The organism is Rathayibacter sp. VKM Ac-2928, assembly GCF_022815545.1.
GTDB lineage: Bacteria > Actinomycetota > Actinomycetes > Actinomycetales > Microbacteriaceae > Rathayibacter > Rathayibacter festucae.
This window is the reverse complement of record NZ_JALGRU010000001.1, coordinates 438,987-457,325: the sequence shown is the minus strand read 5'-3', so window position 1 is coordinate 457,325 and position 18,339 is coordinate 438,987. Positions and strand designations below refer to the sequence as shown.

The window sequence follows — 18,339 nt, the reverse complement described above, 5'->3', positions numbered from 1 at the left end:
TCAGGCTCCGGGCGGCGTCTCGGTAGCCTTGGCGAAGACGCCGGAGCGGAAGAAGGCGAAGGCCTTGGCGACCTTCTCCGGGCTGCCGGCGACGACGAGCGTGTCGCCCGGGAACACCCGGAAGTCGGGGGCGGGAGCGGGGTTCGCGGCGTCACCGCGCACGACGGCGACGACGGTGAGGCCGACGATGCCGCGGTCGGCGGGCTTGCCCAGCTGCTGGCCCGCGATGTGGTCGTCGTAGTCGACGGTGAACCAGTCGATGGAGAGCCCGGGGATCTGGTCGAGCGCGGTGAGCGACTCGGTGATCTGGGTGCCGCCGAGCAGCTCGGCGAGGGTGTGCGCCTCGTCGTCGCTGAGGCGGAGCGAGACCTTCGCGCCGTCCTGATCGCCCTCGGCGAAGGTGATCAGGTCGCTGTGACCCGAGCGGTGCGCGATGACGCCGACCTTGCCGCCGTCGGCGGTGAGGAAGGTGTGCAGGACACCGACACCGGGCAGCTTGACCCTGCGGACCTCGACCATGCGTGCTCCATCCGCGCCTGACAGCGCTCCGACCTCGGGATTCCTCCCAGTTTAGGCGGCCACCGCCCGCCCCCGGCCCCCGTTCGCCCACGGAGGACCCGGTCACGTCGGCCTCCTCGCTCGGTCGAGGTGCGTCCCCTCTGCTGATCGAGCAGCCCGCGCAGCGGGCGCATCGAGATGCACGCGCATGAAGACATGAGTCTGCAGATCCGCCGTGCTGATCACGGTGGGTCTCGATACGCCCCTCCGGGGCTACTCGACCAGCGAAGAAGGGCGCACGAACGAGCAAGGACGGGCGACCGGACCTCGGACTCCGCTCCCTGATCGCAGCACACCTGACCCATGCTGATCGAGTAGCCCGCGCAGCGGGCGTATCGAGATCCACCCGCGTCAGACGACGAGTCTGCAGACCCCCCTGCTGAGGACGGTGGGTCTCGATACGCCCCTCCGGCGCTACTCGACCAGCAAACAAGGGCCCATGAGCGCGAGCCATCCGGCGAAGACGGCGAGCGGTCACCTCGGCCGGCCGGCGGGCTAGCTGGGCTGGTAGGGGGCGACGACGACCTCGACGCGCTGGAACTCCTTGAGGTCGGAGTAGCCGGTGGTCGCCATCGAGCGGCGCAGGGCGCCGATCAGGTTCGCGGTGCCGTTCGCGTCGGTCGCGGGGCCGTAGAGCACCTGCTCGAGCGTGCCGACGGTGCCGACCTGGACGCGGCGTCCGCGCGGGAGCTGCTGGTGGTGCGCCTCGGCACCCCAGTGCCAGCCGCCGCCGGGCGCGTCGGTGGCGCGGGCGAGCGCGGAGCCGAGCATCACGGCGTCGGCGCCGACCGCGACGGCCTTGACGATGTCGCCGGAGGTGCCGAGGCCGCCGTCCGCGATGACGTGCACGTAGCGTCCGCCGGACTCGTCGAGGTAGTCGCGGCGAGCGCCGGCGACGTCGGCGACCGCGGTGGCCATCGGCGCCTGGATGCCGAGCGTCGCGCGGGTCGTCGAGGCGGCGCCGCCGCCGAAGCCGACGAGGACGCCCGCGGCGCCCGTGCGCATCAGGTGCAGGGCGGCCGTGTACGTCGAGGCCCCGCCGACGATGACCGGCACGTCGAGCTCGTAGATGAACTTCTTGAGGTTGAGCGGCTCGGTGTCCCGCGAGACGTGCTCGGCCGACACGGTCGTTCCGCGGATGACGAACACGTCGACCCCCGCGTCGACCACCGTCTGGTACAGCTCGGCGGTGCGCTGCGGCGACAGCGCACCCGCGACCGTCACGCCGGCCGCGCGGATCTCCGCGAGCCGCGCCGTCACCAGCTCCGGCTTCACCGGCTCCGAGTAGATCTCCTGCATGCGCTGCGTCGCCCGCTCCGCCGGCAGCTCCCGGATCTCCGCCAGCAGCGGCTCCGGGTCCTCGTAGCGCGTCCACAGCCCCTCGAGGTCGAGGACGCCCAGCGCCCCCAGCCGGCCCAGCGTGATCGCCGTCGCCGGCGAGACCACCGAGTCCATCGGCGCCGCGAGGATCGGAGTGCTGAACTGGTACGCGTCGATCGCCCACTTCACCGAGACCACCTCCGGGTCGCGGGTCCGGCGGCTCGGGACCACCGCGATGTCGTCGAAGGCGTACGCGCGGCGGGCGCGCTTGGCGCGCCCGATCTCGATCTCCATGAGCGGCAGTTTACCTGTGGCTCCATCCTCGCTCCGCGCCTCGCTCCGCTCAGCACTCCGCTCGTCTGTCGCCCGCAGTCGGCTCGAGCAACGGGTCGCGTCCCGTAGAGCGTCTCGCGTCCGCGCACGCCTATCCGCTGGCACGCGGATCGGCGGATAGCGCTCCCACCCTGCTGCCGCGCGTGTCTGGCGGGGCAGTCGCGGCGGCGCGTCAGCGCCGCTCGCGCTGAGTCCCTCGGTCTCCCCCAGGTCCGCGTGCCCCGAGTGGGAGGCGTCGGGTCGTGAGGGCGGCCCCTCCGGCGTGGTGGGCGTATGGGCCGAAGGCCCATCGGGCAGAGGGGCCGCCCTCACGACCCGACGCCGACCCCCACCCAGAGCCCCAGCAGCAGGATCAGCGCCGGTAGTTCGGCGCCTCCACCACCATCTGCACATCATGCGGGTGCGACTCCTTGAGCCCCGCCGCCGTGATCCGCACGAACTTCCCGCGCTCCTTGAGCTCCGAGATCGTCCGCGCCCCCACGTAGAACATCGACTGCCGCAGCCCGCCCGCCAGCTGGTACGCCACGTTCGCGAGCGGCCCGCGGTACGGCACCTGGCCCTCGATGCCCTCCGCGATCAGCTTGTCGTCGGTGGGGACGTCGGACTGGAAGTAGCGGTCCTTCGAGTAGGAGGTCCGCTCGCCGCGGGTCTGCAGCGCGCCGAGCGAGCCCATGCCGCGGTAGGTCTTGAACTGCTTGCCGTTCTGGAAGACGAGGTCGCCGGGGCTCTCCTCGCAGCCCGCGAGGAGCGAGCCGAGCATGACGGTGTCGGCGCCGGCGACGAGCGCCTTCGCGATGTCGCCGGAGTACTGCAGCCCGCCGTCGGCGATCACCGGGACGCCCGACTCGCGGGCGGCGAGCGACGCCTCGTAGACGGCGGTCACCTGCGGCACGCCGACGCCGGCGACGACGCGGGTGGTGCAGATGGAGCCGGGGCCGACTCCGACCTTGATGGCGTCGGCGCCCGCGTCGACGAGCGCCTGGGCGCCGGAGCGGGTGGCCACGTTGCCGCCGATGACGTCGACGCCGGCGAAGGCCGAGTCGGCCTTGAGGCGGCGGATGATCTCGAGGACCCCGGCGGAGTCCCCGTTCGCGGTGTCCACGACGAGGACGTCGACCCCGGCGTCGAGGAGCGCGGTGGCGCGCTGCCAGGCGTCGCCGAAGAAGCCGATGGCGGCGCCGACGCGCAGGCGACCCTCCTCGTCCTTCGTCGCGTTCGGGTACTGCTCGGACTTGTCGAAGTCCTTCACCGTGATGAGCCCGGCGAGCTTGCCCTGAGCGTCGACGAGGGGCAGCTTCTCGATCTTGTGCTGCGCGAAGAGCGCGATCACCTCGCTGTCGGGGATGCCGACGCGGCCGGTGATCAGGCCGGCGCTCGTCATCACGTCGCGGACGAGGGTGGACGCCTTCTCGAACGGCGAGACGAAGCGCATGTCGCGGTTGGTGATGATGCCGACGAGGACGCCGCTCGCGTCGACGACGGGGAGGCCGCTGATCCGGTACTGCCCGCAGAGGTCGTCGACCTGCGCGACCGTCGCGTCGGGGGTGGTGGTGACGGGATTCGACACCATGCCCGACTCGCTGCGCTTGACGCGGTCGACCTGGTCGGCCTGATCGGCGATCGAGAGGTTGCGGTGCAGGATGCCGAGCCCGCCCTGACGGGCCATGGCGATCGCCATCCGCGACTCGGTGACGGTGTCCATCGCCGCGGAGAGCAGCGGGGTCGCGACCGTGATGCGCTTGGTGAGCCGGGAGGCCGTGTCGGCCTCGCTCGGGATGACGTCGGTGTGCCCGGGGAGCAGCATGACGTCGTCGTAGGTGAGTCCGAGGAATCCGAAGGGATCCGGCTGGTCCATCAATGCCCCTTAGCAGGTCGTGCGGGTGGCCCGGTGGTGGAGGTCGCGCATCCGGTCACGGGTGTCCCGGATGCTCAATCTTAAGCGCGGCGACGCGCCCGGTATTCCTGCCCGGACGTCCCTCGGATGTGCTCCGGGCGCGCTCGCGACCCGTGCGGGGGACACGGGAGCGCTCTCCGCCCCGCATAATGTCGTCACGCAGTAGTGCAGGTGGGGAAACACCGCCGACACATGCGGAACGTATGGTCAACCAACGTTGTTTGACGACGGCGATCCGGGCGCGCCCGAGGACCCCATCCGTCTGTGCACCCTGACGAGAGGTAGACGTCTTGCTCACAGCCAGCCGTTCGACGCGCCACAAGCGCGCGACGACCCTGCATCCGACGGACCGGGAGGCTCCCCGTGCCTAGGCGGCTCCCCACACTCCGCACGCTCCGCGACGGCCTGGTCGCACTCGGCCTGCTCGCCGCGACCCTGACCGGCGTCGCCGCCGCGGCGCCCGCTGCGACCGCCGAGACCACGGCCGACCAGTCGATCATCGCCTGGGTCCGCGTGCAGGGCACGAACGAGAACCTGGTGGGGGTGACCGTCGAGCTCGGCGGCGACGCCACCGCGACCCTCACCACGGGCGACGACGGCCGCGCCGTCTTCCCGCTCGAAGAGGCCGGCACCTTCAGCGTGACGGTCGACGAGGAGACGCTCCCCGCCGACAAGGGCTACCCGGCAGCGGGGCAGAACCCGAAGCAGGTGACGATCGTCTCCTCGCAGAACCAGATCGTGAACTTCATCGTCTCGACGGCCAACCCGATCGGCACGGGCGCGAGCGCTCCGGTCCCGACCGACTCCGCCGCCCCCACGAACCCCGCCACCGAGGGCACCACGGGCAACGACGCGACGAACCCCGACGGGACCTCGACCGCGGCGAACCAGCCGGTCACGGCGAACACCTTCTGGATCATCTTCTGGCCCAAGGTCGTCACCGGCCTGATCTTCGGACTCCTGATCGCCCTCGCGGCGATCGGCGCCTCGCTGATCTACGGCGTCACCGGGCTGAACAACTTCGCCCACGGCGAGCTGGTCACCTTCGGCGCGCTGATGGCGTACCTCTTCTCCGGCGTCTTCGGGCTGCCGGCGCTGCTGGCGATCCCGATCGCGGTGATCCTCGGCGGGGTGTTCGGCTTCGCGCAGGACGGACTGCTCTGGAAGCCGCTGCGCAAGAGGAACATCCAGCTGATCCCGCTGATGATCGTGACCATCGGCCTGTCGCTCGCGCTGCGCTACACCTTCGTCTTCTTCTTCGGCGCGGACCGCCTCTCGCTGCCGAACAGCACGGCGCCGTTCTTCACGGTCCCGGCGCTCGGCATCAGCCTCAAGTTCACCGACCTCGTCGGCGCAGCCGTCGGCATCGTCTGCATCGTCGGTGTCGCCCTGCTGCTCACGAAGACCAAGATCGGCAAGGCGATGCGCGCGGTGTCCGACAACCGGGCCCTCGCCTCCGCCTCCGGCATCAACGTCGAGCGCGTCATCCGCGTGGTCTGGGTGCTCTCCGGAGCCCTCGCCGCACTGGCCGGCGTCTACATCGGCTACTACCAGTCGCTGCGCTGGGACACCGGAGCGTCGATCCTGCTGCTGATCTTCGCGGCGATCACGCTCGGCGGACTCGGCTCCGCCTACGGAGCGCTGGTCGGCTCGCTCATCATCGGCCTGATGATGAACATCTCGACGATCTGGATCCCGGAGAACCTCAAGTACGTGGCTCCGCTCGTCCTCATGATCATCATCCTGCTGGTCAGACCGCAGGGCATCCTCGGTCGCAAGGAACGGATCGGCTGACACCATGAACCTCAACTTCATCTGGCTGGCGATCGGGCAGATCGTCGATCCCACCGTCGCCGCCTACGCGCTCGCGACCATCGGCCTGGTCATCCACTTCGGATTCACCGGCCTCCTCAACTTCGGCCAGGCCGGCTTCATGGCGGTGGGCGGCTACGCCTTCGCCATCACCTCGGTCAAGTTCGAATGGCCCGTCTGGGGCTCCCTGCTCGCGACGATCGTCGCGGCGACCCTCTTCGCCCTCATCCTCGGCATCCCGACGCTGAGACTGCGGGCGGACTACCTCTCGATCGTCACGATCGCGGCGGCCGAGATCGTCCGGCTCTCGGTCAAGACACCCGAGTTCTCGGCGGTGACCGGCGGCTCGGAGGGCATCAACGGCGCGGCGAAGGCGTTCAACGACCTCAACCCGCTGCCGGAGGGGCGCTTCGGGATCGGGATCCTCACCTACAACCAGGACCAGTGGTGGGTCCGCATCGTCGGCTGGGGCCTCGTGCTCCTGGCCTGCCTGCTGGTCTTCCTCCTGATGCGCAGCCCCTGGGGCCGCGTCATCAAGGGCATCCGCGAGGACGAGGACGCCGTGCGCTCGCTCGGCAAGAACGTCTTCTCCTACAAGATCCAGGCGCTGATCCTCGGCGGCGTGCTGGGCGGCCTGGCCGGAGCGCTGTTCATCCTGCCGCGCTCCCTGCAGCCCGACAACTACGGCACCCAGCTGACGTTCTTCCTCTACACGATCATGCTGCTGGGCGGTGCCGCGACGGTCTTCGGGCCGGTCGTCGGCTCGATCATCTTCTGGGTCGTCCTCGGTCTGACCGACGGACTGCTCACGCTCGGGATCGACACCGGGGTCCTCAACAACGACCTCATCAAGCTCACCACCGTGCAGACCGGACCGATCCGGTTCATCGTGGTGGGTGTGGCCCTCATGCTCCTGGTGATCTTCAGACCCCAGGGCATCTTCGGCAAGAAGAAGGATCTGCACTTTGCCTAAAACGCCGGTCTCGGACATCACCGAGCAGGAAATCGTCCCCGGGGTCGTCAAGAAGGACCCCATCCTCGTCGCCGACGGCGTCAGCCGCCGCTTCGGCGGCCTCACCGCGGTCGACGTCGCCCACGTCGAGATCCCGCGCGGCTCGATCACCGCGCTGATCGGCCCGAACGGCGCCGGCAAGACCACGTTCTTCAACCTGCTGACGGGCTTCGACAAGCCCAACACCGGGCGCTGGAACTTCAAGGGCAAGAACCTCGCGAACGTCCCCGCCTACAAGGTGTCCCGGATGGGCATGGTGCGCACCTTCCAGCTCACCAAGGCCCTCGGCGGCATGACGGTGCTCGAGAACATGCTCCTCGGCGCCAAGGGGCAGAAGGGCGAGAACATCCTCACCTCGCTCATCCGGCCGCTGTGGTCGAAGGAGGAGGAGTCGATCGAGAACCGCGCGATCCGGCTGCTGGAGAAGTTCAAGCTCGACACAAAGAAGGACGACTACGCGTCCAGCCTCTCGGGCGGCCAGAAGAAGCTGCTGGAGATGGCGCGCGCCCTGATGTCGGAGCCCGAGCTGGTCATGCTCGACGAGCCGATGGCCGGCGTGAACCCGGCGCTGACGCAGTCGCTGCTGGGCCACATCGTGAACCTCAAGGACGAGGGCATGACCGTGCTCTTCGTCGAGCACGACATGCACATGGTCAACACGATCGCCGACTGGGTGATCGTGATGGCCGAGGGCAAGGTCGTCGCCGAGGGACCGCCCTCGACGGTGATGAACGACCCCGCGGTCATCGACGCCTATCTCGGCGCGCACCACGACACCGACCTCGGCACGATCGAGGGCCAGCTCGAGGTGGCGGAGGAGATGGACTCGGACCTCGTCCGCGAGGACGTCGAGAAGCGGGCCGAGGCGGCCGGCGTCGACGTGCACCCGCACCGCGACGACGCGGCCACCGCTGCGCCGTCCCCCGCCGTCGCGCACGCCGTGGACGCCGCCCCCGCGACGGCCGTCCCCGCGGACGGCGCACCGACGAGCATCGCGCCGACCACCGACGCGCCCGCCGTCGACTTCGGAAAGGACGAGAAGTGACCCAGAACACGCTCGAGACGCACGACCTCCACGCGGGGTACGTGCCGGGAGTCAACATCCTGAACGGGTCGAACGTCTACGTGAAGAAGGGCGAGCTCGTCGGCATCATCGGCCCCAACGGAGCCGGCAAGTCGACGCTGCTCAAGGCGATGTTCGGGCTGGTGAACATCCGCCAGGGCACGGTCCTGCTCAACGGCGAGGACATCACCGGCTTCAAGGCCGACAAGCTGGTCTCCAAGGGCGTCGGCTTCGTGCCGCAGAACAACAACGTCTTCCCGTCGCTCACCATCGAGGAGAACCTCGAGATGGGCATGTACCAGAAGCCGAAGATGTTCAAGGACCGCCTCGAGTTCGTGACGGAGCTCTTCCCCGAGCTGACCAAGCGCCTCAAGCAGCGCTCCGGCTCGCTCTCGGGCGGCGAGCGCCAGATGGTCGCGATGTCGCGGGCCCTGATGATGGACCCGTCGATGCTGCTGCTCGACGAGCCGAGCGCCGGTCTCTCGCCGATGCGCCAGGACGAGACCTTCGTCAACGTCCAGCGGATCAACCGCGCCGGCGTCTCGATCATGATCGTCGAGCAGAACGCCCGCCGCGCGCTGCAGATCTGCGACCGCGGCTACGTGCTCGACCAGGGCCGCGACGCCTACGAGGGTCCCGGCCGCGAGCTGATGAACGATCCGAAGGTGATCGAGCTCTACCTCGGCACGCTCGCGACGACCAACGAGGTCACCACGAGCACGCCCACCGTCGGCGGCTGAGGCCGCCGCACCCCCGGGCCCGTCACCCGCCGAGAGGCGGGGGCGGGCCCGTCGTCGTCGAGGAGGAGGACCGGATGCGCCGCAGCGCCGCTCTGGTCGTCGTCGCGCTCGCGGCAGGGCTCCTCTCCGGCTGCGCACCCGGGCCGGTCTCGGACCTGCCGGCGGGCGTCTCCGTCGGCGTGCAGCAGAACCGCGACGACTACGGTCCCCGCCGGCTCGAGGTCCTGGTGACCAACACCGCCGACGAGCCCCTGGACGTCTGGGAGGCGCGGCTCGACTCCCCCGCCTTCACCGACCCGGCCGCCACCGACGGCCCGACCACGGTGCGCCCGGGGACGACGACCGCGCTCCGGCTGCAGCTCGCTCCCCCGGACTGCGCGGACCCCGGCGCGGACGCCCGTGTGAGGCTCGCCTTCACGCAGGGCGGGGTCTCGGGGACGGCCGTGGTCGCGCCGGACGATCCGCTCGGCAGCCTGCCGCGCATCCACGGCGAGGACTGCCTCGCACAGCGCGTGGCGGAGGTGGTGTCGATCGTGCCCGGAGACGCCGTCACGGTGGCGCAGGAGGGCGGACAGCCCGTCGCGCACCTGCCGCTCACCCTGACGCCGACGGGGGCCGACGGGGGCGTCTCGATCGCCTCGGTCGGACGCACGATCCTGCTCCGACCCGCCTCGGGACAGGACAGCTGGCCCGTCGGGGTGCCGATGGACGCCGGCGCCGCCACGACCCGCGTCGACCTCGCGATCGTGCCGAACAACTGCAACACGCACACCGTCTCCGAGGACAAGCGCGGCACGTTCTTCCCGGTCGCCGTCACGCTCGACGACGGCACCTCGGGCGTCGTCGCCGTCGGTGTCTCCGACGCCGTGCGCGGGGCGCTCTACCGCTTCATCGCCGAGGACTCCTGCCGCTGGCAGTGAGCGCCGGCGCACCACGGACATCGAGTCTCTCTCTGCGCTGGCACCCCCCGCCCGAGGGCCAGGACAGCGGCCGCCGTGCCGTAATTTTGGGGACAAGAAACATCGGCGCCGACACCTCGACCGGACTCCTCTCCCCCTGATCAGGGCCGGATTCCCGCTCTCCCCGGCACCGATTCCTTCCCCTTCCGCGTCCCCTCCCGGCGCCGCGGTCCCCGTCTTCGAAGGAGCCGACCCATGAAGAGCTACACCCCCGCACCCGTCGCCCTCGGCGCGACCTTCGGCACCGGTGCGATCGGCGACTACGAGCGCTGGTCCGTCGTCGGCGTCTACGCTCAGGTCGTCATCGCCGAGACCACCGGCGGCAAGCGCCGCAACTACAGCCGCTCGTTCGTGACCTACCGCCTGGCTCAGGAGGCGGAGCTCCTCCGCGCCTCCTGAGGCCGCACCGCCTCGCCGTCGAGCGCGCGTCCCCCCGGGGGCGCGCGCTCGACGCGTTGTGCGGCCAGCCCGCCGGCGATCGACGCCCCTCCGGCCATGCTGGTCGAGTAGCCGCGCAGCGAGACCATGCTGGTCGAGCAGCCGCGCAGCGGCGTATCGAGACCCGCCCACCGGTCCCCCAGCACCGAGCGCCGCGTCCCTGCCGGTCAGCAGCCGAGCAACGACTCCCGGGGACGACGAAGGGGCCCGGTCGGATGACCGGGCCCCTTCGCGCGTCGCGGCCGGAGCCGCAGGCGGGGTGCTAGTTCAGCGAGCCGTCGACGGTCTCCTCGAACGAGGTGACGTTGCCGGGGCCGTACTTGTAGATCGAGACGGACGCCTCGGTCGGGTCGCCGTTCTCGTCCCACGAGATCGGGCCGGAGAGGCCGTCGTAGTCGATGTCCTCACCGTCGGCGAGCAGCGCGGCGCAGTCGGCGAACGTGGTGCACTTCGTGCCCTCGGTCGAGACGTCCTGCAGGTTGTCGCGGATCGTCGCTCCGTCGGTCGCGCCGCCCTTGAGCGCGGCGAGCGCGGCGAGCACCGTGGCGTCGTACGACTCGGGGGCGTAGCTGAACACCGTCAGCGCGTCGTTCCCCTGCTCCTCGACGAGAGCCTGGAGGTTCGACTGGAACTCGTCGGACGCCTGCACACCGGGGTTGGTGAACTGGGCGCCGTCGATGTCGACGTTGGTGTCCGCATCGGTGATGACGCCGTAGTTGCCGTCCGTGCCGTAGAGGTTCGCGAAGTCGAAGCCCTTGGCCGCGAGCTGCTCGGCGATCGTGGTGATCTCGTCGAACGAGATGACGACGAGCGCGTCCGGGTTCGGGGCGAGCAGCGAGGTCAGCGCCGAGTTGAAGTCGGTCGAGGCCGGCTCGAAGATCTCCTCGGCCGCGACGGTCGCGCCGCCCGCCTCGAGGGTCTCCTTGATGTTCGACTCGAGGCCGGTGCCGTACGCGTCGTTCAGGTACAGGATCGAGACGTTGGTCTTGCCGTCGCCGAGGATCTTGTTGCCGAGGATGCGGCCCTGGAGCACGTCCGAGGGGGCGGTGCGCCAGTAGTAGCCGTCGTCGTCGTAGGTGGTGAAGTCCGGCGAGGTGTTGGCCGGCGAGATCTGGACGACGCCCGCCTGGGTCACCTGGTCGATGAACGTCTTCGAGACGCCCGAGGAGGCCGCACCGATGATGACGCTCGCGCCGTCGGCGATCAGCGAGGTCGCGGACTGCGTCGCGATGTCCGTCGTGGTGTCGCCGGAGTCCTTCTGCTCGACATCGATGGTGAGGCCGGCAGCGGCGTCGTTGATGTCCTTGACGGCGAGGTCGACGCCCGCGATCTCGGGCGGGCCGAGGACGGCCAGGGTGCCGGTCTGCGGGAGGATCGTGCCGATCTTCAGGGACAGGTCGCCGGACTCGCCGCCGTCGGTGCCCGCGTCTCCGCCGCCGCCGCTGGCGCAACCGGCGAGGACGAGAGCGCTGGCGCCCAGGAAGGCGACCCCGCTCAGGGTCGCCCGGAGGGATCGCGTACGGGCCGTCCCGGCCTTCGCGTGAACGCGCATGTTTCTCCTTGAGAGGTTCTGTCGTGGGAGCGGTGCCGGAGGCAACCGCTCGGCCAACCTAACCTTCGGAGAAGCCGTGAACAATACGGGGGTGTTTCAGATGCGTTTCGCGACCTGATCGTTACTTTTCGTCGTCGGAGCGCTCTCCCGCGACGCGATCCGCAGGTCCGGCCGTCACGCGTCGCCTCCGGCGCTCGGCCGAGACGAGGTCCACTGAGAAGATCGCCAGGGCCGCCCAGACGAGCGCGAAGCCGATCCAGCGCTCCGGCGGCATCTCCTCGTGCAGGAGGAAGGCGCCGACGACGAACTGCAGCACCGGCGTCAGGTACTGGATGAAGCCGACGATCGAGAGCGGCAGCCGCCGGGCGGCGCCCGCGAAGAGCAGCAGCGGCACCGCGGTGACGATGCCGGCCGAGGCGAGGATGAGCGCGTGCCCCGTGCCCTCCGTCGCCAGCGTCAGCCCGACGGTCGAGCCGACGACCAGCAGCTGCACGATCGCGAGCGGCGTGAGCCAGAGCGTCTCGAGCGTGAGACCGCTGACCGCGTCCATCCGGCCGCCGACCCGGCTCTTCACCAGGCCGTAGAGGCCGAAGGAGAAGGCGAGCGCCAGCGAGACCTAGGGGAAGGAGCCGTAGCCGACGGCGATCACGAGGACGGCGACGGCGCTGATCGCCATCGCGATCCACTGCGCCCGCCGCAGCCGCTCGCGCAGCACGATCACGCCGAGCAGCACCGTGACGAGCGGGTTCATGAAGTAGCCGAGCGCCGCCTCGATCACGTGGCCGGTGGTCGTCGCGATGACGTAGACCTGCCAGTTGATGTAGATCAGCACGCCGGCGATCGCCATCACGCCGAGCAGCCGCGGCTCGCGGAAGAGCGCCGCGAAGCCGCGCCAGCTGCGCGTCACCGTCAGCAGGAGCAGGCAGAAGACCAGCGAGAAGAGCACGCGCAGCGCGACGATCTCGAACGGCGAGGCGGGGGCCATCGCGATGAAGTAGAGCGGCATCGCGCCCCAGAGCAGGTAGGCGGCGAAGCCGAACCAGAGGCCGGTCGACGACAGCGCGCCGCCGGCGCCCTTCACGGGCAGGGCCTCGACGCCCTCGCCGGCCGCGGCGTCGCCCGTCGTCGGCGAGGCGGGTTCGGCGGGGAGGCGGGAGGCGGGCACCCGTCCGATGCTACGCAGGGCCGGCGCCCGCGGACCGCCCGGAACGGTCACCGGACGTCAGGATCAGGCCACCGGTCGCGAAGAGGACCGGGCGCACGACGAAGGGCCCGGCGACTCGCGTCGCCGGGCCCACTGCGCTGAAAGACGAAGGGCCCGGCGACTGTCGTCGCCGGGCCCTTCGGGGATCCGTCTCTAGCGGACCACGACCGCGAGGACGTCGCGGGCGGAGAGGACCAGCAGGTCGTCCCCACCGAACTTGACCTCGGTTCCGCCGTACTTGGAGTAGATGACCTTGTCACCGACGGCCACGTCGAGCGGGACGCGGTTGCCGTTGTCGTCGATGCGGCCGGGGCCGACGGCGACGACTTCGCCCTCCTGGGGCTTCTCCTTGGCGGTGTCGGGGATGACGAGACCGGAAGCAGTGACCTGCTCGGCCTCGACCTGCTTGATGACGATGCGATCTTCGAGCGGCTTGATGGACACCGACACGGTTGACCTCTTTCTTGACGACGACGGGGGCGGAGCGCCGCCGTTGGCAGACACGCTCCGAGAGTGCTAGCTCCACTGTAGAGGCTCCGCTGGCACTCGTGCAATCAGAGTGCCAGGCAGGCGCGCCGCGTCGGGCGGAGGGCGTGGCCTAGCATGGCCGGATGCAACGCGCCGAGCTGGTCGAGCTCCTCTCCCCCGAGGGCCTCCGGCTCCTCGACTCGCTCGACGGCTACCGCGCGGACGACCTGGTGCGCGCCGTCGCGGCGCTCCGCTCCGCCGGCCACTCCCCCGGCCTGGTGTCGGCCGTGCTGACCCAGGCGCGGCTGCGGGCGAAGGCGACCGGGAAGTTCGGCGAGTTCGCCCGGTCGATGCTCTTCACGGACGCCGGACTCGAGCAGGCGACCCGCCTCCGGGTCGCCGCGCTGCACGCCGGCCGCTTCTCCTCCGCCGGGCTCACCCGCATCGCCGACCTCGGCAGCGGCATCGGCGGCGACGCCCTCGCGATGGCGGCCATCGACCTCGAGGTGACCGCGGTGGACGCGGACGAGATCACCGCGACCCTGGCCAGCTTCAACCTCGCCCCGTTCCCCTCCGCACAGGCCGTGCACGCCGACGCCGAGGCGTTCGACCTGGACGGCTTCGACGCCGTCTACCTCGATCCGGCCCGCCGCACCGCCGGCCACCGCGAGACCCGGCGCCTCGACGATCCGGACGACTACTCCCCCTCGCTCGACTTCGCCTTCGGCCTCGCCGAGGCGCGGCCCGTGGGCGTGAAGCTCGGGCCGGGCTTCGACCGCGAGCGGATCCCCGCTGACGCGGAGGCGCAGTGGGTGTCGGTGGACGGCGAGCTCGTCGAGACGGGCCTGTGGTTCGGTCCGCTGGCGCGGCCGGGCGTCCGCCGGTCCGCGCTCCTGCTCTCGGCGACCGGCGCCGTGGAGCTCACCGCACCGGCCGACAGCGACGACGAGGAGGTGGGCGACCTCGGCGCGTTCGTGCACGAGCCGGACGGGTCCGCCATCCGCGCGCGCCTGCTCGGCGAGCTGGCCCGCACCAGCGGCTCGCGGATGCTCTCGCCCGGCATCGCCTACCTCACGGGCGACGAGCCGTCCGCGTCGCCGTTCCTGCGGAGCTTCCGCGTGCTCGCGGAGCTGCCCCTGGACGAGCGCACCCTCGCGCGCGAGCTGCGCGCCCGCGGCATCGGCGTCCTGGAGATCAAGAAGCGCGGCGTCGACGTCGACCCCGCGCGCTTCCGCAGGAAGCTCGGCCTGGCCGGGCGGGGCAGCGCCGTCCTGATCCTCACCAGGATCCAGGGGCGCCACCGCGCCCTGCTCGCCGAGCGCGTCTCCTGAGACCGGGCGCCGGCGCTCAGTAGCCGGAGGAGGAGGTCGCAGCGTCGAGGGCGACCACGAAGATCACGATCGTGACGGCGAGGTAGATCAGCGAGACCACGACGCCGGCGATGCCGGTGATGATCGCGGTCAGCGCGAAGCCGCGTGCTCCCGGCTCGCGACGGCGGCCGAGGAAGCCGAGCACGATCGCGGGCGCGGACAGGATGAAGCCGAAGCCCCAGCCGAAGATCGAGATGACCAGGCCGACGATGCCGAGGATCATGCCGGTGAGGCTCAGGGTCTTGGGCACCGTCGTGGCTGCCGGGACGTAGGCGTACTGCGGCGGCGCGGCGCTCGGGGCCGGCGGGAGCGGCGTCCCGTACGCGGGCGGCGGGGTGTCCTGGGCACCCTGTCCCGGTGCCGTCGGGGTGCCGCCCGAGTACGCGGGCGGGGCCGGGGGCGCCGGAGTGCCACCGGAGTGCACGGGCGGGGCCGGGGGCGCCGGCGGCACGGGGGGAGCAGGGGGGACGGGAGGGCCCTGTCGGTCGTCGGACCCGGGCCGGCTGCTGTCGCTCATGCCTCGAAGTCTAGAACGAGGCCGCCGACCGGCTCAGGCCGGGAGGTAGCCGTCCGTCCGGAGTCCGCCGACGAAGGCCGAGTAGGCGAGAGCGCCGACCAGCAGCAGCACGAGCGCGAGGTAGCCGAGGAGGAAGCCGGCGATCGCGAGTCCGCGGCCGCGCTGCCCCGAGCGGCGCGCCTGCGCGAAGCCGACGTGCCCGAGGACGATCGCGGCGGGCGCGAGCCCGAGGATGCCGCAGATCAGGGCGGCGACGGCGAGGCCGTTCAGCGGCGGGCGCGGTGCGGGAGCGCCGGGATGCGCGGCGCCGTCGAAGGCCTCCGGGCCGCCAGGGGCTCCGGAGGGAACGGCCTCCCCGGTCCAGCCGGACGCGGCACCGCCGGCCGCCGGCGGCGGAGCGGAGGCGGGGGACGGTGCTCCGGAGGGCGGCGCGTACCGCGGCGGCGGGGGCGGCACCGACCCCGGTGCCGGATCGCCGGTGGACTCGTCGTTCACGTCGCCCTCCTCGAGCGCTCCGCCGTCCCCGCCGTGCAGGGCGGGGCGGAGTGGATCAGTAGTTCGTCGTGCCCGCGATGCCTGCGAGGGAGAACAGGGTGACGAACAGGACGATGTAGACGATGATCGCGACGAAGCCGATCACGACGGCGGCGATCGCGAGTCCGCGGCCCTTCTCTCCGGTCCGCTTGATCTGCGAGAGAGCGATGAAGCCCAGGACGATCCCCACGATCGCGATGAAGAACGAGGCGATGAAGCCGATGATCGCCAGGATGTTGTAGCGGTCGGACGCGGGCGTGTACGGAGCGGTCATGGAAGATCCCCCTTGATCAGGAACGAGTGGATGCGCTCAGAGTGGCAGCGTCCCCGGAGGGCTGTCAAAACCCTGGACGGCGCTTGTGACGCGAGACGGCACTGCGGTAGAGCGCCTAGCGCACCTGGATCTCGGTGACGGGCAGCGTGGAATCGGCGCCGAAGGAGAGGCTCGAGGGCGCGTGCCCCGCCTCGATCAGCTGCGCGCCGAGCGCCGCGATCATCGCGCCGTTGTCGGTGCAGAGCGAGAGCGGGGGGATCCGCAGCGCGATGCCCGCCGCCGCGCAGCGCTCCTCGGCGAGCTCGCGGACCCGCGCGTTGGCGACCACTCCCCCGCCCAGCAGCAGCCGGGGCACCTCCCGGTCGACGCAGGCCGCGATCGCCTTGGTCAGCAGCACGTCCGCGACCGCCTCGCGGAAGCTCGCGGCGACGTCGGCGACCGGCACCTCCTCGCCCGCGTCCTGGCGCTTCTCCACCCAGCGCGCGACGGCGGTCTTCAGCCCCGAGAAGGAGAAGTCGTAGCGGTGCTTCTCCCTGTCCTTCGGGAGGGTGAGGCCGCGGGGGAAGCGGATGGCCCGCGGATCGCCGTCGGCGGCGACGCGGTCGATCTGCGGGCCGCCGGGGTAGGGCAGGCCGAGCACGCGGGCGACCTTGTCGAACGCCTCACCGGCCGCGTCGTCGATCGTCTCGCCGAGCAGCTCGACGTCGGAGACGAGATCGCGCACGTGCAGGAGCGAGGTGTGCCCGCCCGAGACGAGCAGCGCGATGGTCGGCACCTCGACCGGGCCGCCCTCGCCGCCGTCGGCGCGCAGGACGTCGGCGCCGACGTGCCCGACGAGGTGGTTGACCGCGTAGAGCGGCTTCCCGAGCGAGACCGCCAGCGCCTTGGCCGCGCCGACGCCGACCATCAGCGCCCCGGAGAGCCCGGGGCCGCTGGTGACCGCGATCGCGTCCAGCTCCTGCAGCGTGACGCCGGCCTCGGCGAGCGCCGTCCGCAGCGTCGGCTCGAGCGCCTCGAGGTGCGCGCGGGCGGCGACCTCGGGCACGACGCCGCCGTAGCGGGCGTGCTCCTCCATCGACGAGGCGATGGTGTTGGCGAGGAGCGTCGTGCCGCGGACGATGCCGATCCCGGTCTCGTCGCAGCTGGTCTCGATGCCGAGGACGATCGGACCGGCGGTCATGGCGACTCCTGTCGAGGGGCGGCGATCGGCGCGCGCATCACGAGCGCGTCGACGTTGTCGGGCTGGTAGTAGGCGGGGCGGACCCCGATCTCCTCGAAGCCCTCCGAGCGGTAGAGCGACTGGGCGGCCGGGTTGTCGGCACGGACCTCGAGGAAGACCTCGCGGGCACCGCGCTCGGCGGCGATGGCGACGAGGGCGCGCAGGAGGCGCCTGCCGAGTCCGGTGCGGCGCGCGGAGGCGAGCACCGCGATGGTCTGCACGTCGCCCTCGTGCGCGCCGACCGGGCAGAGCAGCCCGGCGTAGCCGACCAGCTCGCCCGCGTCCTCGGCGACCAGGTAGCGGGTGTGCCGGCTGCGGATCTCCTCGCGCATCATGGTGCGGGACCAGGCGTCGCTGGTGAACTCGGACTCCTCGATCGCCATGATCGCGTCGAGGTCGTGGACGGTGGCGTCGCGCAGCTCCGCGCTCACGCGGTGACCCGCTTGGGACCGGCGGAGAGCGTGACGTCGGGCGAGCGGAGGTAGAGCGGCTCGTCCGCCGCGGGGGCGCGACCGGCCGCGCGGGTGAGCGCGGCCACCACGCCCAGCTCGGCGGCGGACACCGTCTCCGCCTCGAGGCGGGGCAGCTCGGGGAAGGGCAGCGCGGGCGGCTTGTCGAGGCCGGGTCCGGCGGTGCGGACGGGCAGGCCCTGCTCGTCGAGGCCGGCGTAGGCGCTCCAGTAGAGCTCGCGGCGGCGCGCGTCGGTGACGACGAGGAAACCGTCCGCACGGCCGTGGCGCAGCGCGCCGAGTGCGACCGCGTCGTGCGAGACGACCGGGAGGGTGGGCACGCCGCGGCCGAACGCGAAGGCGCGGGCGGCGGCGATGCCGACCCGGAGTCCGGTGAAGGGGCCGGGGCCCATGCCGACGGCGACGGCCTCGATCGCGTCCGGGCCGATGCCGGCCGCCTCGAGGGCCTCCTCGATCAGCCGGCCGACGACCTCGGCGTGCCGCATGGTGTCGGTCTCGGTGCGCTCGGCCCGGACCGCCCCGTCGGCGCCGACGACGGCGACGGAGGTTCCGGAGGAGGTGTCGATCGCGAGCAGCACCCTGACAGGGTACCCGCGGGCGAC

At 71.4% G+C, this 18,339-nt stretch carries 18 protein-coding genes and 1 pseudogene; 7 read left to right on the top strand and 12 right to left on the bottom strand.

The window, feature by feature from the left end; translation table 11 throughout:
• From MT350_RS02215 to guaB, 3 genes are all read right to left on the bottom strand, one after another.
• Positions 1 to 519, bottom strand: coding sequence for a cation:proton antiporter regulatory subunit (locus MT350_RS02215; RefSeq protein ID WP_243600574.1), 519 nt, complete (start codon positions 517 to 519; stop codon positions 1 to 3).
• A 534-nt stretch (positions 520 to 1,053) separates the two neighbouring features.
• Positions 1,054 to 2,172: a GuaB3 family IMP dehydrogenase-related protein gene (locus tag MT350_RS02210; protein WP_123733534.1), complete on the bottom strand. Its 1,119-nt coding sequence runs from the start codon at positions 2,170 to 2,172 to the stop codon at positions 1,054 to 1,056.
• 391 nt (positions 2,173 to 2,563) lie between these two features.
• Entirely contained in the window at positions 2,564 to 4,066 is a 1,503-nt protein-coding gene (gene guaB, locus MT350_RS02205) for an IMP dehydrogenase (RefSeq protein WP_243600573.1), read from the bottom strand.
• 402 nt (positions 4,067 to 4,468) lie between these two features.
• Between guaB and MT350_RS02200 the strand changes: the two genes are divergently transcribed.
• The 6 genes from MT350_RS02200 to MT350_RS02175 all read left to right on the top strand — a co-directional run bounded on the left by MT350_RS02200 (position 4,469) and on the right by MT350_RS02175 (position 10,090).
• Positions 4,469 to 5,899: a branched-chain amino acid ABC transporter permease gene (locus MT350_RS02200; RefSeq protein WP_243600572.1), complete on the top strand. Its 1,431-nt coding sequence runs from the start codon at positions 4,469 to 4,471 to the stop codon at positions 5,897 to 5,899.
• 4 nt (positions 5,900 to 5,903) lie between these two features.
• Positions 5,904 to 6,890, top strand: coding sequence for a branched-chain amino acid ABC transporter permease (locus MT350_RS02195; RefSeq protein ID WP_123445092.1), 987 nt, complete (start codon positions 5,904 to 5,906; stop codon positions 6,888 to 6,890).
• Complete coding sequence (locus MT350_RS02190; RefSeq protein ID WP_374204668.1) at positions 6,874 to 7,974, top strand: ATP-binding cassette domain-containing protein; 1,101 nt, start codon at positions 6,874 to 6,876, stop codon at positions 7,972 to 7,974. The genes MT350_RS02195 and MT350_RS02190 overlap by 17 nt, the downstream gene beginning before the upstream one ends.
• Positions 7,971 to 8,732, top strand: coding sequence for an ABC transporter ATP-binding protein (locus MT350_RS02185; protein ID WP_123445090.1), 762 nt, complete (start codon positions 7,971 to 7,973; stop codon positions 8,730 to 8,732). The genes MT350_RS02190 and MT350_RS02185 overlap by 4 nt, the downstream gene beginning before the upstream one ends.
• 74 nt (positions 8,733 to 8,806) lie before the next feature.
• Positions 8,807 to 9,652: a hypothetical protein gene (locus tag MT350_RS02180; RefSeq protein WP_243600570.1), complete on the top strand. Its 846-nt coding sequence runs from the start codon at positions 8,807 to 8,809 to the stop codon at positions 9,650 to 9,652.
• Positions 9,653 to 9,886: 234 nt separating this feature from the next.
• A complete protein-coding gene (locus MT350_RS02175; RefSeq protein WP_123445088.1) occupies positions 9,887 to 10,090 on the top strand; it encodes a hypothetical protein in 204 nt (67 codons plus the stop codon).
• 301 nt (positions 10,091 to 10,391) lie between these two features.
• On the opposite strand, the gene MT350_RS02170 is transcribed toward MT350_RS02175, so the two are convergent.
• From MT350_RS02170 to groES, 3 genes and pseudogenes are all read right to left on the bottom strand, one after another.
• Positions 10,392 to 11,681: an ABC transporter substrate-binding protein gene (locus MT350_RS02170; protein ID WP_243586270.1), complete on the bottom strand. Its 1,290-nt coding sequence runs from the start codon at positions 11,679 to 11,681 to the stop codon at positions 10,392 to 10,394.
• Between the two features lie 121 nt (positions 11,682 to 11,802).
• Positions 11,803 to 12,762 (bottom strand): annotated as a pseudogene (rarD, locus tag MT350_RS20575) (EamA family transporter RarD).
• Positions 12,763 to 13,038: 276 nt separating this feature from the next.
• On the bottom strand, positions 13,039 to 13,335 hold the full coding sequence (gene groES, locus MT350_RS02160) for a co-chaperone GroES (protein ID WP_068251574.1): 297 nt from the start codon (positions 13,333 to 13,335) through the stop codon (positions 13,039 to 13,041).
• 161 nt (positions 13,336 to 13,496) lie between these two features.
• Between groES and MT350_RS02155 the strand changes: the two genes are divergently transcribed.
• Positions 13,497 to 14,684: a class I SAM-dependent methyltransferase gene (locus MT350_RS02155; RefSeq protein WP_243600569.1), complete on the top strand. Its 1,188-nt coding sequence runs from the start codon at positions 13,497 to 13,499 to the stop codon at positions 14,682 to 14,684.
• A gap of 16 nt (positions 14,685 to 14,700) precedes the next feature.
• Here MT350_RS02155 and MT350_RS02150 read toward each other — a convergent pair whose 3' ends face one another.
• From MT350_RS02150 to tsaB, 6 genes are all read right to left on the bottom strand, one after another.
• Positions 14,701 to 15,240 carry a DUF4190 domain-containing protein gene (locus MT350_RS02150; RefSeq protein ID WP_243615325.1) on the bottom strand — a complete coding sequence of 180 codons (540 nt, stop codon included), beginning with the start codon at positions 15,238 to 15,240 and terminating at the stop codon, positions 14,701 to 14,703.
• Between the two features lie 33 nt (positions 15,241 to 15,273).
• A complete protein-coding gene (locus MT350_RS20325; RefSeq protein ID WP_243600568.1) occupies positions 15,274 to 15,735 on the bottom strand; it encodes a DUF4190 domain-containing protein in 462 nt (153 codons plus the stop codon).
• Positions 15,736 to 15,790: 55 nt separating this feature from the next.
• The gene (locus tag MT350_RS02140) at positions 15,791 to 16,048 is read right to left on the bottom strand and encodes a DUF4190 domain-containing protein (RefSeq protein ID WP_123735045.1); all 258 of its coding nucleotides are present in this window, start codon (positions 16,046 to 16,048) and stop codon (positions 15,791 to 15,793) included.
• Positions 16,049 to 16,163: 115 nt separating this feature from the next.
• Entirely contained in the window at positions 16,164 to 17,228 is a 1,065-nt protein-coding gene (gene tsaD / locus MT350_RS02135) for a tRNA (adenosine(37)-N6)-threonylcarbamoyltransferase complex transferase subunit TsaD (RefSeq protein WP_243600567.1), read from the bottom strand.
• Positions 17,225 to 17,698 (bottom strand): ribosomal protein S18-alanine N-acetyltransferase, encoded by a 474-nt coding sequence (gene rimI, locus MT350_RS02130; RefSeq protein WP_132436025.1) that lies wholly within the window; start codon positions 17,696 to 17,698, stop codon positions 17,225 to 17,227. The genes tsaD and rimI overlap by 4 nt, the downstream gene beginning before the upstream one ends.
• Complete coding sequence (gene tsaB / locus MT350_RS02125; RefSeq protein ID WP_243600566.1) at positions 17,695 to 18,315, bottom strand: tRNA (adenosine(37)-N6)-threonylcarbamoyltransferase complex dimerization subunit type 1 TsaB; 621 nt, start codon at positions 18,313 to 18,315, stop codon at positions 17,695 to 17,697. Before tsaB ends, rimI begins: the two co-directional genes overlap by 4 nt.
• Positions 18,316 to 18,339 lie beyond the last annotated feature (24 nt).

Excerpts from the sequence above, each read along its gene's own strand:
- tsaD (WP_243600567.1), bottom strand. The coding sequence starts at position 17,228 with ATGACCGCCGGTCCGATCGTCCTCGGCATCGAGACCAGCTGCGACGAG.
- MT350_RS02155 (WP_243600569.1), top strand. The coding sequence starts at position 13,497 with ATGCAACGCGCCGAGCTGGTCGAGCTCCTCTCCCCCGAGGGCCTCCGG.
- MT350_RS02210 (WP_123733534.1), bottom strand. The coding sequence starts at position 2,172 with ATGGAGATCGAGATCGGGCGCGCCAAGCGCGCCCGCCGCGCGTACGCC.
- MT350_RS02175 (WP_123445088.1), top strand. The coding sequence starts at position 9,887 with ATGAAGAGCTACACCCCCGCACCCGTCGCCCTCGGCGCGACCTTCGGC.
- MT350_RS02180 (WP_243600570.1), top strand. The coding sequence starts at position 8,807 with ATGCGCCGCAGCGCCGCTCTGGTCGTCGTCGCGCTCGCGGCAGGGCTC.
- MT350_RS02215 (WP_243600574.1), bottom strand. The coding sequence starts at position 519 with ATGGTCGAGGTCCGCAGGGTCAAGCTGCCCGGTGTCGGTGTCCTGCAC.
- MT350_RS02140 (WP_123735045.1), bottom strand. The coding sequence starts at position 16,048 with ATGACCGCTCCGTACACGCCCGCGTCCGACCGCTACAACATCCTGGCG.
- MT350_RS02170 (WP_243586270.1), bottom strand. The coding sequence starts at position 11,681 with ATGCGCGTTCACGCGAAGGCCGGGACGGCCCGTACGCGATCCCTCCGG.
- MT350_RS02150 (WP_243615325.1), bottom strand. The coding sequence starts at position 15,240 with ATGAGCGACAGCAGCCGGCCCGGGTCCGACGACCGACAGGGCCCTCCC.
- MT350_RS02195 (WP_123445092.1), top strand. The coding sequence starts at position 5,904 with ATGAACCTCAACTTCATCTGGCTGGCGATCGGGCAGATCGTCGATCCC.
- guaB (WP_243600573.1), bottom strand. The coding sequence starts at position 4,066 with ATGGACCAGCCGGATCCCTTCGGATTCCTCGGACTCACCTACGACGAC.